Source organism: Microvirga aerilata (assembly GCF_016743775.1).
GTDB lineage: Bacteria > Pseudomonadota > Alphaproteobacteria > Rhizobiales > Beijerinckiaceae > Microvirga > Microvirga aerilata.
In genome coordinates, this window is the sequence record NZ_JAEQMY010000002.1 from 1 (window position 1) to 13696 (window position 13696).

The 13696-nt window shown below is 64.7% G+C and carries 14 protein-coding genes; 5 read left to right on the forward strand and 9 right to left on the reverse strand.

Going from position 1 to position 13696, the window contains the following annotated elements:
• Window positions 1-208: 208 nt before the first annotated feature.
• On the reverse strand, window positions 209-658 hold the full coding sequence (locus JKG68_RS01820; protein WP_202055391.1) for an RNA polymerase subunit sigma-70: 450 nt from the start codon (window positions 656-658) through the stop codon (window positions 209-211).
• Between the two features lie 108 nt (window positions 659-766).
• Entirely contained in the window at window positions 767-1483 is a 717-nt protein-coding gene (locus JKG68_RS01825; protein WP_202055392.1) for a pentapeptide repeat-containing protein, read from the reverse strand.
• A gap of 251 nt (window positions 1484-1734) precedes the next feature.
• On the opposite strand from JKG68_RS01825, the gene JKG68_RS01830 reads away from it, so the two are divergent.
• Window positions 1735-1944, forward strand: a complete 210-nt coding sequence (locus JKG68_RS01830) for a hypothetical protein (protein ID WP_202055393.1) — start codon at window positions 1735-1737, stop codon at window positions 1942-1944.
• On the opposite strand, the gene JKG68_RS01835 is transcribed toward JKG68_RS01830, so the two are convergent.
• Both JKG68_RS01835 and JKG68_RS01840 read right to left on the reverse strand, forming a co-directional pair.
• Window positions 1941-2552 (reverse strand): LysE family translocator, encoded by a 612-nt coding sequence (locus JKG68_RS01835; protein ID WP_202055394.1) that lies wholly within the window; start codon window positions 2550-2552, stop codon window positions 1941-1943. The genes JKG68_RS01830 and JKG68_RS01835 overlap by 4 nt on opposite strands.
• A gap of 90 nt (window positions 2553-2642) precedes the next feature.
• Window positions 2643-3458 (reverse strand): helix-turn-helix transcriptional regulator, encoded by an 816-nt coding sequence (locus JKG68_RS01840; protein ID WP_202055395.1) that lies wholly within the window; start codon window positions 3456-3458, stop codon window positions 2643-2645.
• Window positions 3459-3638: 180 nt separating this feature from the next.
• On the opposite strand from JKG68_RS01840, the gene JKG68_RS01845 reads away from it, so the two are divergent.
• The 3 genes from JKG68_RS01845 to JKG68_RS01855 all read left to right on the forward strand — a co-directional run bounded on the left by JKG68_RS01845 (window position 3639) and on the right by JKG68_RS01855 (window position 7273).
• Entirely contained in the window at window positions 3639-4301 is a 663-nt protein-coding gene (locus JKG68_RS01845; RefSeq protein ID WP_202055396.1) for a Crp/Fnr family transcriptional regulator, read from the forward strand.
• A 149-nt stretch (window positions 4302-4450) separates the two neighbouring features.
• Entirely contained in the window at window positions 4451-5488 is a 1038-nt protein-coding gene (locus tag JKG68_RS01850) for a Fe(3+) ABC transporter substrate-binding protein (protein WP_202055397.1), read from the forward strand.
• Between the two features lie 81 nt (window positions 5489-5569).
• Window positions 5570-7273 carry an ABC transporter permease gene (locus tag JKG68_RS01855; protein ID WP_312890720.1) on the forward strand — a complete coding sequence of 568 codons (1704 nt, stop codon included), beginning with the start codon at window positions 5570-5572 and terminating at the stop codon, window positions 7271-7273.
• A gap of 48 nt (window positions 7274-7321) precedes the next feature.
• On the opposite strand, the gene JKG68_RS01860 is transcribed toward JKG68_RS01855, so the two are convergent.
• Both JKG68_RS01860 and JKG68_RS01865 read right to left on the reverse strand, forming a co-directional pair.
• Window positions 7322-8002: a 3-oxoacid CoA-transferase subunit B gene (locus tag JKG68_RS01860; protein ID WP_202055398.1), complete on the reverse strand. Its 681-nt coding sequence runs from the start codon at window positions 8000-8002 to the stop codon at window positions 7322-7324.
• The gene (locus JKG68_RS01865) at window positions 8002-8739 is read right to left on the reverse strand and encodes a CoA transferase subunit A (protein ID WP_202055399.1); all 738 of its coding nucleotides are present in this window, start codon (window positions 8737-8739) and stop codon (window positions 8002-8004) included. The genes JKG68_RS01860 and JKG68_RS01865 overlap by 1 nt, the downstream gene beginning before the upstream one ends.
• A gap of 295 nt (window positions 8740-9034) precedes the next feature.
• Between JKG68_RS01865 and JKG68_RS01870 the strand changes: the two genes are divergently transcribed.
• On the forward strand, window positions 9035-10843 hold the full coding sequence (locus tag JKG68_RS01870; protein WP_202055400.1) for an AsmA family protein: 1809 nt from the start codon (window positions 9035-9037) through the stop codon (window positions 10841-10843).
• Here the strand turns inward: JKG68_RS01870 and JKG68_RS01875 are convergent.
• Genes JKG68_RS01875 through JKG68_RS01885 form a run of 3 tightly spaced genes read right to left on the reverse strand, consistent with a single transcriptional unit; the run spans window position 10837 to window position 13675 of the window.
• Window positions 10837-11640, reverse strand: a complete 804-nt coding sequence (locus tag JKG68_RS01875) for an ABC transporter permease (protein ID WP_202055401.1) — start codon at window positions 11638-11640, stop codon at window positions 10837-10839. The genes JKG68_RS01870 and JKG68_RS01875 overlap by 7 nt on opposite strands.
• Window positions 11637-12542 (reverse strand): ABC transporter permease, encoded by a 906-nt coding sequence (locus JKG68_RS01880; protein WP_202055402.1) that lies wholly within the window; start codon window positions 12540-12542, stop codon window positions 11637-11639. The genes JKG68_RS01875 and JKG68_RS01880 overlap by 4 nt, the downstream gene beginning before the upstream one ends.
• Before the next feature lie 2 nt (window positions 12543-12544).
• Window positions 12545-13675: an ABC transporter ATP-binding protein gene (locus JKG68_RS01885; protein WP_312890721.1), complete on the reverse strand. Its 1131-nt coding sequence runs from the start codon at window positions 13673-13675 to the stop codon at window positions 12545-12547.
• Between the last annotated feature and the right edge of the window lie 21 nt (window positions 13676-13696).

A 13696-nucleotide genomic window follows, 5' to 3' on the forward strand; every position in this document is an offset into this window, starting at 1 on the left:
CCTCCAGTTTGCAGCCTTGGATCAAATTTCGACTGAAGCGGGAATCCCTCAGGTCACCTGAATGTCCACACGCCTTAATTTGACGTCAATTTCTGCCCATGCCCTAATGTACTTGTTTTCGGCTTGACACCCGAAGGCGAGGAGATCACTCAACCCTGCCCTTCCGGGCAGGGTTTTTTCTGGAATTCTCTCTGGCGATCCACAAAAACTAAAGATCGCCCAGGAGCAGCTGCGCTTGGCTGCCGGCCTTCGGGCTCGGGCGCTTCTTGTCAGGGGATGAGGCCGCCCGGATCTCGCGGTTGTCGGTTCGCTTGCGATTGCTCGGGTTAGCCATTCGGGCCTTAGCCTTGTCACGGGCGATGGCCTCGGGCGCGGCCGGATTGTCGTCCAGCCACTTTCCGCGCTTGATCACCTCGTTGACGCGCCCCTGGTTGACGCCGAGCTGGAAGGCGATCTCCTGCTGCGTCATCTCGGTCGTCGCGTGAAGCTCCAGGATCCGCTTGGCCAGCTCCGGCGTCATCTTCCGCCCTGCGATGCGGCGGGCGGGAGCAACCGAACGCTTGGTCCGGTCCCTGTCCCGCAGTTTCTGCAGGATCGCCAGGGCCATGTGCATTCCCTGCTCCCGCAGGGCGTCCTCGAATTCCTTGAGCGTGGTCAAATCGAGTGCACTCCTCCAAAGGAATGGAACGTACGACCTTTCGGCACACCCCATTCAAAGGGTTCAACGGCTACGCTGAGGCTTTGTTTCACCCTCAAGCTAAGCCCCTCAATCCTCCTCTTCCTTGCAGGGCCAGGATTTCGGCGGCGTCAGCCCGGCCGGAAGCTGCGTTTGAGGGGTGCCGCAGGCAATGTCGATCTGCGCCTGGGTGAGGCCCGTCACCTCCCTCAGGTTCGCGCCGCCAAGCTGCGTGAGATACATGTAGGAGCCTGTGAAGTTGGCGCCCTGGAGATCAAGCCCGTCCAGCCTGGCTCGCGAGAGATTGGAATAGCTGAAATCGGTCTTGATGAGCTTGGCGCTCTGGAACAGGACGCGGGCGAGCTCGGCCTTCGAAAGGTTCGCCCCCGTCAGGTCCGCGCCGCTGAAATCCGACCGGTTCAGCTCCGCCTTGCCGAAATTCGCCCCGGCCGCTTTGACCTGGGCGAAGTTGGAGCGGCTCATATCCGCCGAGCTGAAGACGGCGCCGGTGAGGTTGGCCTGCCCGAAATTGGCCCGCCATCCGAGCGCCTTGGTGAAATCCGCCTTGGACAGGTCGGCTCCCTCGAATCGGGTCCGGCTGATCTCCGTCTCGCTGAGATTTGCCCCCGCCATCTTCGAGGACGCAAAATCGCTCAAGGTCAGAAGGGAGCGGTGGAAGATCGTTCCGGTCAGATCCTCCCCGGTCAGCATGAGCCGCGCCTTCGAGCAGCCGGACCAGTCGACCCTCGCCCCCGGCGCATCCTGGCACTTGGCGGCCGCACCGCCCGCGCAGAGAAAAAAGCCCATCAGAGCCCCCGCAAGAGGTCTCTTGTCCCATGCTCTCATCAATGGCGCTCGAACCCGCACGCAGCAACGTTCCTTTATGGACTTCTCAAAGGCCTGGGCCCTCCCAAGGACTTCTCAAGGCTACCCTGTTCTTAGGTAGGTTCCAACCCTCATGAGAGGAGCCCCAGGGGGCTATTTTCATGCGGTGCGGCAAAGACTCGACATCCGCCTCCCATGGTCTAGCTTGTCCCCTCTATTTGTGGAGTAAGACCATGCGCAATTTCCTGGCGGTCCCTGCCATTCTCGCGGGCTTGGCCCTGAGCGGCTGCACAGCGTCCACCGAAGCTGTGGGCGTTCTGCCGCGCGACCCCGTTCCGCCCCCGCCTTCCGTCTCCGGCAGGACCGCGCCCCGGGCCGCAGCCGACGCACGGGCCGGAACGGCAACCCCGCGCCGCACCTTGAGCGTGCCTGGCCGCTCCTAGCGTTCTGCGAGCGCGAGCTTCGCCCCGAGAGCCACGAAAGCCGCCGCGAAACTGCGGCGCATCCACATCAAGAACTTGGGCCTCGAGACGACATGCTCACGGACCGAGGCCGCGAACAGCCCGTAGACCGCAAAGACCATGAAGGTCAGCAGCATGAACACGGCGCTGAGCAGGAGCATGCGCCGGAGCGGCGACGGCTCGTCGAGGCTGACGAACTGCGGCAGAAAGGCCAGGAAGAAGATCGACAGCTTCGGATTGAGGATGTTGATCAGCACAGCCGTGCCGATGACCTGGAGGGCCGAGCGGGCGTCCACCGCCCTGTCCACCCGCAATGCGCCCCGCTCCTTCAAGGCGTTCCAGGCCATGTAGAGGAGGTAGAGGACGCCTAAGTACTTCAGAGCTTCGAATGCGACGGCGCTCGTATGAATGAGCGCCGCCAGCCCCATGATGGCCGCCACCATGTGCGGGACGATCCCTAGCGTGCACCCGAAGGCGGCAATCGCGCTGGCCCGTGCCCCGCGCGAGAGGCCCGCCGCCAGCGTATAAAGCGCGCCGGTTCCAGGCGACGCGATCATGATCAGCGACGTGATCAGAAATTCCATGCTCATCTTTTTCCCTCCGGCCGATCGGTCGTTTGCCGGAGAATGAGCGCCTGTGAGCGGAGCCGTCTTGAACGAAATTGCAGCCGCAAGCCCGAGCTATCGCAGGACCGCGCCCGCATAGGCGGCCGGCGAGACCCCATAGGTGCGCACGAAGACGCGCGTCATATGGCTTTGATCGGCAAAGCCGCTGCCGAGGGCCGCATCCGCAAGGGAGGCTCCGGTTGCGATGAGGCGCCGCGCGAGTTGGATCCGGCGCTGCAGGAGATAGGCATGCGGTGTCAGCCCGGTTGCCCGCCCAAAGCCGCGAAGGAGCTGAAATCGGCTCAGGCCGCAGGTTTGCGCCAGATCGGACAGGGAAAGGGCCGCTGCCGGATCCTCGTCGATGCGGCTGCGCGCCCTGGCGATGGATTGCGGGATCCCCCGGCCCGCAGCGCAAGCACCCTGCTCTCGCATCATCGAAGCCAACAGCAACAGCAACTGCTCCTCGGCGAGCAGAGCGCTTTCGCGCGTGGGCGCCGCCGTCAAGGCGGTGAACAGATTTCGAAAACGTCGGGCAAGACAGCTATCGGTCAGAACCGGGCGGGGCAGTTCGAGGCCGCCCGCCCGGCCCTCGCTCATGTCGCAGACGGCCTCTGCCACGAGCCGGGGATCGAGATAGAGCATCCGCCACATGCGGCCGGCGTCGTCGAGCGGCGTGCCGTCATGAACCTCGCCCGGATTGACGGTGATCGTGTTGCCGGGTCCCGCCTCCACCACGCCTCGCCCGCTCAAGGATTTCTGAGCGCCCCGTTTGATCACGCCGATCCCGAACCGGTCGTGGATGTGCCGTGGGAACGCGTGGCGCGACTCGGCCGTCACGGCCTCCACACCGGCCATTCCGCACCTGAGCATTCTGAACTGGCCTGCCGCCATGCCTGGCCCTCGCCTGCGGTCCGGATCCATCGATGTCACGCGCCGGATGGTGGCGCAATCGTTTTGCTCCGGGTTCGCCAAGAGGCTACAAAGGGGATTCGACCGGGAGCAAAGCTGGTGCGTCTTCCCGGCTTGATGGTATATGACGCAACGGCACAAGAAAATGCGGGGTGAAGGCTCATGACATGGGTTGAGGCGGTCGGCTGGCTTGGGGCGGCCCTTGCCATCATGGGCAGCGCGATGAAGACGATCATCCCGCTGCGCTGCATCGGAATCGCGGCGAATATCTGCTCTCTGATCGTCTCCGCCTACCTGCACAACATTCCCGGCGTCGTGGCCAATCTGATCCTGCTGCCGATCAACAGCGTGCGGCTCTATCAGATGCTGGGCCTGATCAGGCGCGTGAAGAACGCCTCCAAGAGCGACCTGTCCATGGACTGGCTCAAGCCTTTCATGACCCGCCGCAAGACCGAGGCCGGAGAAGTCCTGTTCGCCAAGGGCGACGTGGCCACCTGCATGTTCTACACGATTTCCGGACGCTACCGCCTGAAGGAGATGGGCATCGAGCTCGTGCAGGGGCAGGTTGTCGGCGAGATGGGCTTCATGTCCCCGAACAACACGCGCACGCTGACCCTGGAGTGCATGGAGGCGGGCGAAGTGCTGAGCATCTCCTATGACGAGGTCCGCCAGCTCTACTTCCAGAACCCCCAGTTCGGCTTCTACTTCCTGCGCCTCACGAGCGAGCGCCTCTTCCACAACATGGAGAGGATGGAAGAGGAGATCACCCGCCTGCGGGCCGCCATGCCAGGGGTCGAGACGGTGCAGAAGGCTGCTTCAGCTTAGAACACTTATAAGGAATAGCCAGTTTAGAATTCCTATAAGTTATTGATTTAGCTTGGAATTTTATTGACCCTCGATCCCGGACGTGGTTCTTGCAGCCCCATTGGGCGCGGTGAAACGCCTGCCCGTAATCGTTGCTGAAGGAATTCACGATGGCGACCAACACGTTTGCGCGCGGCCTGCTTCTCGGTGCGGCCGCCTTCGGCGCCCTGGCAGGATCAGGCGTTTCCGCCTCCGCCGAGGAAGTGCTGAACATCTACACCACCCGCGAGCCCGGCCTGATCAAGCCCGTTCTCGACGAGTTCACCAAAGAGACCGGCGTCAAGGTCAACACGATCTTCATCAACAACGGCCTCGAGGAGCGCATCCGCACCGAGGGCGAGAACAGCCCGGCCGACGTGATCATCACCGTCGACATCGGCCGCCTGGCCGCGGCCAAGGATTACGGCGTGACGCAAGCCGTGAAGTCCGAAGCGCTCGAGAAGGTCATTCCGGCGGCTTTCCGCGATCCGGAAGGCCACTGGTTCGGCATCGCCCTGCGCGGGCGCGTCGTCTACGCCTCGAAGGAGCGCGTGAAGCAGGACAAGATCTCTTACGAGGAGCTTGCCGATCCCAAGTGGAAGGGCAAGGTCTGCATCCGCTCCGGCCAGCATCTCTACAACATCAGCCTGATCGCCGCCATGATCGCCCATAAGGGTGAGGCCAAGGCCGAGGAATGGCTGAAGGGCGTGAAGGCGAACCTCGCCAAGAAGCCCTCCGGCGGCGACCGCGAGCAGGCCAAGGACATCCTTGCCGGCGTCTGCGACATTGCCGTGGGCAACACCTACTACGTTTCGCTCATGCTCAACGGCAAGGACGCCGAGCAGAAGAAGTGGGGCGAGGCCATCAACGTAATCCTCCCGACCTTCGAGGGCGGCGGCACCCACGTGAACGTCTCGGGCCTTGCGCTGGCAAAGCATGCTCCCAACAAGGCCAATGCCCAGAAGTTCATGGAATACATGGTCTCTGACGAGTCCCAGCGCATTCACGCAGACGCCAATTCCGAGTATCCCGTGAAGGCCGGCATCAAGATCCACCCGACCATCGCGTCCTTCGGCGAGCTCAAGGCCGACACCATCCCGATCGCCGAGATCGCCAAGCACCGCAAGAAGGCCAGCGAGCTGGTCGACAAGGTCGGCTTCGACCAATAAGACCGAGGGGCGGCTGAGAAGCCGCCCTCTCCTGCTCAAGAGAGGCGCTGCCGGCGACGGTGGCGCCGTTTCCATTTGACCGTGATCGCAGAAGCCCAGACCGCATTCCGTTCCTTTCCATGGCGAAAGGCAAAGCGCATCCCGTGGTGGCTGTCGGCCGCCGTGGCTGCGGCGGGCCTGCTCGTGCTCATGCCGCTGGCCGCCCTGCTCGTCATCGCGGCCGAGGGCGATGCGGAGATCTGGCCGCACCTGATCGCCAACGTGCTGCCGGCAAGCACGGTCGACACCTTGGCCCTGCTCTTGGGGATCGCCGTGCTGGCAGGCTCCATGGGCATCACGACGGCCTGGCTCGTGACCGCCCATCGCTTTCCGGGCCGCAACATCCTGGTATGGCTGCTGCCCCTGCCGCTGGCCGTTCCAACCTACATCACGGCCTATATCTACGTGGAGCTCTTCGACTCCGCCGGTCTCGTGCAGATGGCCCTGCGCGATCTCGTGGGCTGGAAGTCACGGTCCGAATACTGGTTTCCCCAGATCCGCTCGCTCCCCGGCTGCATCCTGGTGATGTCCGCCGTACTCTATCCCTACATCTACATCGCGGCGCGGGCGATGTTTCTCACCCAGAGCGCGAGCATGATGGAGGTGGCGCGCACCCTTGGCGCGAGCCGCCTCAAGCTGTTTCGCATCATCGCGCTTCCGCTGGCCCGGCCGGCCTTGGCCGTGGGCCTGTCGCTAGCGCTTCTCGAGGCCTTGAACGACATCGGCGCGAGCGAATATCTGGGCGTGCGCACCCTCACCGTGTCGGTCTACACCACCTGGCTCAACCGCGGCAGCCTCGCGGGCGCAGCGCAGATCGCCTGCGTGATGCTGGCCTTCGTGGTGGGCCTGATCCTGATCGAGCGCTACGGACGGCGCAACAGGCGCTACGCCCTCTCGCCTAAGCGGCACCGCATCGTGCAGCCCGTTCCTCTCACCGGCGCGCGCGCCTGGGTCGCCTCGGCGCTGTGCGCCACGCCGGTGCTCCTGGGCTTCGTCCTGCCCACAGGCTTTCTGCTGCGGGAAACCCTGCGCGGCGGGCTGTTCGATCAGTTCGACGCAGACTTCATGGCGCATTTCATGACCACCATCGGCCTCTCCGTGGCCGCCACCGCTGCGGTGCTCATGCTGGCCATTCTGCTGGTATCGGCCGCCCGGATCGCCAAAACCTCCATGACGAAGGGCGCGCTCTTCGTGGCAGGACTCGGCTACGCGGTTCCCGGAACGGTTCTGGCCCTGGGGCTTATGACGCCGCTGGTCGGGATCGACAACGCGATCGGCACCCTGTGGCGGACATTGACCGGCGAGCGCATCGGCCTCGTCCTGATGGGAGCCGCGGGCGGCATCGTCATCGCCTATGTGATCCGCTTCCTGTCGATCGCCACGGGCTCTTTGTCTGCCGGACTGGACCGGGTGTCGCCTAGCCTGGAGGACGCAGCCCGCACGCTGGGCTCCTCGCGGCGGGAGATGGTCTGGAGAATCCAGATTCCGCTCATGCGGCCGGCGCTCGCCAGCGCGGCCCTTCTGATCTTCGTGGACTGCATCAAGGAATTGCCGGCGACCCTGCTGCTGCGACCCCTGAACACGGAAACGCTGTCGACCCTGGTCTATACCTATGCGTCGCGGGGGCGCTTCGAGGACGGATCCCTCGCGGCCCTCGTCATCGTCCTGGTCGGGCTTGTGCCCGTGATCCAGCTGGTGCGCAGCGCCGAGGCGCGGCCGAGGGTGGAAGACGCCCCTGCCACATAGAATAAAGCGGCCCAGGAGGGCCGCTTTCATCGTCGAAGGTAATTCAGGTCAAGCCGCGTTCGATTGCGTGCCGTTCAGGTCGACCTTGAACTCCGCCGCCGTCTTGGCCTTGATCTCCTCGACGGTGACGCCGTCGGCGAGCTCGATCAGGGTCATGCCGGAGCAGCCCTTCTTGTCGATGGCAAACACGCCAAGATCCGTGATCACCAGATCGACCACGCCGGCGCCCGTGAGCGGCAGGGTGCACGCGGGCAGGAGCTTGGGATCCTCCGAGCCGTCCTTGGCTTTCGCCACGTGCTCCATGACCACGACGACGCGCTTGACGCCCGCCACCAGGTCCATGGCGCCGCCCATGCCCTTCACCATCTTGCCGGGGATCATCCAGTTGGCCAGATCGCCGTTGCTCGCCACCTGCATGGCACCCAGGATCGACAGGTCGATATGGCCGCCGCGGATCATGCCGAAGGAGTCCGAGCTGGAGAAATAGCTCGTGGTCGGCAGCTCGGTGATCGTCTGCTTGCCGGCATTGATCAGGTCCGGATCCTCCTCGCCCTCGAAGGGGAACGGGCCCATGCCGAGCATGCCGTTCTCCGACTGGAGCTGCACGCGCATACCCTTGGGAATGAAGTTGGACACCAGCGTCGGAATGCCGATGCCGAGGTTCACGTAGAAGCCGTCGCGCAGCTCCTTGGCCGCGCGGGCGGCCATCTGTTCACGGGTCCAGGCCATCAGACTTCCTCCCCTGCGCCCGCAGGAACGGCGGCGTCGGCGCGCTTGCGGGTCGTGCGTTGCTCGATGTGTTTGACCGGGTTGGGCACATGCACCATGCGCTTCACGAAGATGCCCGGGGTGTGGATGCTGTCCGGGTCGATCTCGCCCGCCGGCACCAGATGCTCGACCTCCGCGATGGTCATCCGCGAGGCGGTGGCCATCATGGGGTTAAAGTTGCGGGCGGTCTTGCGGTAGACGAGGTTGCCTTCAGTGTCGCCCTTGAAGGCATGCACCACCGAGATGTCGGCAAACAGGCCCGTCTCCATGACGTATTTCTCGCCGTTGAACTCGCGCACTTCCTTGCCCTCGGCGATGAGGGTGCCCACGCCGGTCTTGGTGTAGAAGGCCGGGATGCCGGCGCCGCCGGCGCGGATGCGCTCGGCCAGCGTCCCTTGCGGGTTGAACTCGAGCTCGAGCTCGCCGGAGAGGTACTGCTGAGCAAACAGCTTGTTCTCGCCCACATAGGAACTGATCATCTTGCGGATCTGGCGGGTTTCGAGCAGGCGGCCGAGGCCCACGCCGTCCACGCCCGCATTGTTGGAGATGAAGGTCAGGTCCTTCGCTCCCGAATCACGAATGGCCTCGATCAGGGTCTCCGGAATGCCGCACAGGCCGAAGCCTCCGGCCATGATCGTCATGCCGTCCTTGACGGCACCAGCCAGCGCAGAATGCGCATCGCTGTAAACCTTATCCATCAAATCCTCTCCTTATGAGCAGATTCCGCCCGCTTCGAGCGTCCTGGAGCATTTTCAGGAAAGGTTGGAACCGGTTTTCCACGCGAAAATGCGTCCAAGAAGAAATCTGGAGCGGCCTGCAGCCTCGTGGACGCAAACCGCGACAGTTCGAATGGCGGCCACCCTGCAACCTGGCCTCAATTTAGACAATCCCTTCGTATGGATATATGGAAGCGATTCACGAATTCGATCTTGCCGAGGGATATCCCCTCACCCCCGCTTGCGAGGCAGGATCCAAGGTTTACAACATTATCTCATGTCCCGCCGCATCGTCCTGCTCATTGCGTTGATTTCGCTTGCCGTTCTGGGAACGGCGGCATCCCCCTGGACCCTTCCGGGAGGCGGATTGTCCGCTGAGCTGACGAAGCACGTGAAGGACCGCTACGGCCTGGATCTCACGGTCAGGGGCCGCAGCACATTCGCCATCCTGCCGATCCCCCGGGTGAAGTTCGAGAACGTGGCGCTCCGCTTCCCCGATCAGGCGCTCACGGCGGAGGGCGGCACCTTGCGTGGCGAGCTGCGCCTTCTTCCGCTGCTTCTCGGGCGGATCGAGCTCTCGGATTTCGACCTGACCGGGACCCGCATCACGGGATCGTTTCAGGCGCTGCAATCGGTCGATTGGGCCGAGGTCTTCAGGAACCGGTCGGTTGACCGCTATGCCCGCCGCCTGGTGGTGACCAAGTCCTCGATGCACTGGACCGATCTGAAGGACGCGGATCTCGAGCAGCTCAACGTCATCCTTCGCTGGGCCGATACATCCGCGCCGCTCACCGCCGAGGGAAACGCTGTTTGGCGGGATGAGGCGGTCACGCTCGAGGAAGCATCCCTCTTCCCGGATCTCCTTGCGTCGGACCATATCAGCCCGTTCTCCTTGACCCTCTCGGCTCCTGCCGCGCGCATTGCCGCCCATGGCGAGGCACAGCTGGGGGATGGCCCTCGGGTCACTGGCGAAAGCACGATACAGGCGAGCTCCTTGCGCGACTTCACCCGCTGGAGCGGGGTCGACCTGCCCTTCGGCTCCCTGCTTCGGGCCGTCTCCATCAGCGGCGAGTTCTCCATGGACCGCCGGCGCCTCTCCTGGCCGGCCGTTTCGGTGGTGCTGGGCGCCGACAAGCTCGAGGGGACCATGGGGCTGCGCTTCGACACGGACCGGCCCGTGATCACCGGAACGCTCGCCGCCGACGCTCTCAACCTGTCCGATCTGTTTGCCCCCTTCTCCCAGACCCGAACCTCCTCCGGCTCCTGGAGCGAGGAAACCATCGACCTGGCCCGCGCCACCGGAGCCGATCTCGACCTTCGCCTTTCGGCATCCACGGCCAGCGTGGGACGGCTCAGCCTGGACGACATGGCCGCCAGCGTTCTTGTCCAGCCCGGCCGGATCGAGGCCTCCATCGGGCGCGCCGATTTCCATGACGGCACCCTGAAGGGCCGCCTGTCCCTGGCGGCGCAGAACGGTGTGGTCGAGTTCAAGAGCCAGGGCAGCTTCAACGGGGTGAAGATTGCGCCCTTCCTGGCTTCCGTCGGCGAGCCGCGCTGGATTACGGGCCATGCCCAGGGGCAGTTCAGCTTCGAGGGAACCGGCCGGAACCCGGCGGACGTGATCCGGCAGGCGCAAGGCCGCTCCTCCATCGAGGTGATGGAGGGTGAACTCGTAGGGATCGCGCTGCACGATGCCCTGCGCCGCGTGGAGAAGCGTCCGCTCCTCGCATCCCTGAACTGGAAGGGCGGCCGCACGCCGTTCACCGAGGCTCAGGCGCAGATCGTCATGAAGAACGGCGTCGGAGAGCTCGTCGAGGGCCATCTCAGAGGCCCGGACGTCAGGGCCGATCTTCGCGGAAAGGTTCTGCTGGTCGACCGTACCCTCGACGTCACGGCCGATGTCTCCGCCGCAGGGTCGCCGAGCGGCCAGCTGCCCGCCCTCGTCTTCGACGTCACGGGGGAATGGGACAGCGTGGCGGTCAGCCCCCAGATCCGCTCCCTAATCGAGCGCTCCGGCGCAGCCAAGCCGCTTCTGCCCGCCCGGGTGCCTGCCAACGAGCAGGGGCCTCAAGCCGTCGCTCAGTGAGCGTTGCGGCGGGACCGCAGGACCGAGCGCTTGCTCAGCAGGGTGGCAGAGACGACCCCAAGTGTCACGATGCCGATCAGGATGGTCGAGGCCGCGTTGACCTCGGGTGACAGCCCGAGCCGGACCTGGCTGTAGATGCGGATCGGCAGGGTCGTGGCACCAGGCCCCGTGTTGAAGCTCGCAATCACCAGATCGTCCAGGGACAGGGTGAAGGCCAGCAGGAAGCCCGCCACGATGGACGGGGCGATCAGCGGCAGGGTCACGGAAAAGAACGTGCGCAGCGGCGGCGCGCCAAGATCCATGGCAGCCTCTTCCAGCGAGCGGTCGAAGGTCATCAGCCGCGATTGCACCACCACTGTCACGAAGCATAGGGTGAGGGTGGTGTGGGCCAGCGTGATGGTCCAGAAGCCCCGGTCGAGATCGATCGCCACGAAGAACAGCAGCAGCGACAACCCGGTGATCACCTCCGGCATGACCATGGGCGCATAGACCATGCCGGTGAACAGCGTGCGTCCCGGAAAGCGCCCGTAGCGGGTGAGCGCGAGCGCCGCGAGGGTGCCCAGAACGGTGGCGAGGCTTGCGGACAAAAGCGCGATGCGCAGCGTCACCCAGGCCGCTTCCATGAGCGCCTGATTGCGGAACAGCGCCCCATACCATTGGGTCGAGAAGCCGCCCCACACCGTGACGAGCCGCGAGGCATTGAAGGAATAGACCACCAGCAGCAGGATCGGCAGGTACAGGAAGGCGAAGCCCAGGACCAGCGCGGTGACGTTGAAGAGGCTCAGCCGCCGGGTCATGGCCGCGTCTCCACCCGCCGCGCTTCGACGTCGCGATAGATCACGATGGGCACGACCAGAACGATGAGCAGCAGGATGGCGACCGAGGATGCCAGCGGCCAATCCCGGTTCGAGAAGAACTCGCTCCAGAGCTGGCGGCCGATCATCAGCGTCTCCGAGCCGCCGAGCAGGTCGGGGATCACGAATTCTCCCACGGCCGGAATGAAGCACAGGAGCGAGCCCGCCACGATGCCCGGCATGGCGAGGGGCACGGTGATGGTCCAGAAGGACCGCCACGGCGGCGAGCCGAGATCGAGGGCCGCCTCCAGCAGCGTATCGTCCATCTTCTCGAGGGTGGCGTAGAGCGGCAGCACCATGAACGGCAGATAGGCATAGACGATGCCGATATAGACCGCCGTCTCTGTATTGAGGATCTCGATCGGCTCCGAGATCAGGCCGAGGCCCATGAGCGCCTGCGTGAGGAAGCCCTCGGGCTTCAGGATGGCGACCCAGGCATAGATGCGGATGAGAAAGCTCGTCCAGAACGGCAGGATCACGAGCGCCACCAGCAGGGAGCGGTAGCGCTCCGGCGCGCGGGCCATGCCGTAGGCCACCGGAAATCCCACCAGGAGCAGCAACAGGGTCGAGACCGCTGCGATGCGCACGGACGACAGGGTTGCCGTAAGATACAGGTCGTCCTGCGTCAGGAGCTCGAAATTCTCCAGGTCGAGCCCGCCGAAGAAGCCCGCGATGTCGCCCCACTCGAACACCGGCCTGTAGGGCGGCTGGGCGACCGCCGGATCCGACAGGCTGATCTTGAGGACAATCAGGAACGGCACGAGGAACAGCACGCCGAGCCAGAGATAGGGCACGGCGGGCACGAGGCCTTCGGTCAACCGTCTCGTGAGGGTGCGTCCGGTCATGGCTATTCGGCCAGGATCACCGCCGCACCCGGCGCGAAGGTAACGTAGACCTGCTCGTCCCAGTCGATGGGGTTTTCCACGAAGCGGGAGGCGTTGGCGCGGGTGACGCGCAGGATCTCGCCGGTGGCGAGCTTCACCCGGTAGACGGTCCAGTCGCCGAGATAGCCGATGTCCCAGACCTCGCCGGTGAGCACGTTGGTGGCGTCCGGCCCCGGCGGGTCCCGCTGGATCACCATCTTCTCGGGGCGAACGGCAATCGCCACCGCTTGGCCTGAATGCAGCACCTCGTCCGGATCGTCGATGGTAAGCGGCACCTCCGCCGTCGGGGTCTTTACGCGCCAGAGACCGTTCTCCTGCCCCTGCACGTGGCCCTCCAGGATGTTCACGTCGCCGACGAACTCGGCGATGAAGCGGGTCTTGGGCTGCTCGTAGATCTCGCCGGGGGTGGCCACCTGCACGATCCGGCCGTGGTCCATGACCGCGATGCGGTCGGCCATGGTCATGGCCTCCTCCTGATCGTGGGTGACGACCACGAAGGTCATGTGCAGGTCGTGCTGGATGTCCATCAGCTCGAACTGGGTTTCCTCCCTCAGCTTCTTGTCGAGGGCGCCGAGGGGTTCGTCGAGCAGAAGCACCTTGGGCTTCTTGGCGAGCGCCCGGGCCAGCGCCACGCGCTGGCGCTGGCCGCCGGAGAGCTGGCTGGGATAGCGCCGCGCCAGCTTCTCCAGCTGGACGAGGCGCAGCATCTCCCCGACCCGCTCCGCGATCTGGTCCTTGGGCATGCCGTCCTGCTTGAGGCCGAACGCGATGTTCTTTTCCACGCTCATATGCGGAAACAGCGCATAGGACTGGAACATCATGTTCACGGGCCGGCGATAGGGCGGCACGCCGGCGAGGCTCTGGTTCCCCAGGGTGATCGCGCCCTCGCTCGGCGTCTCGAACCCGGCGAGCATGCGCATCAGGGTGGTCTTGCCGCAGCCGGAGGGGCCGAGCAGGCAGAAGAACTCGCCCTCGAAGATGTCGAGCGACAGGTGGTCGACGGCCATGGCCTCGCCGAACCGCTTGGTGACGTTCTCGAAGCGGATGAGCGGCTTGGCGTCAGGATCGGACCAGGGCGCGAAGGCGCGGCGCACGGCGCCCACGGAGGCGGATTG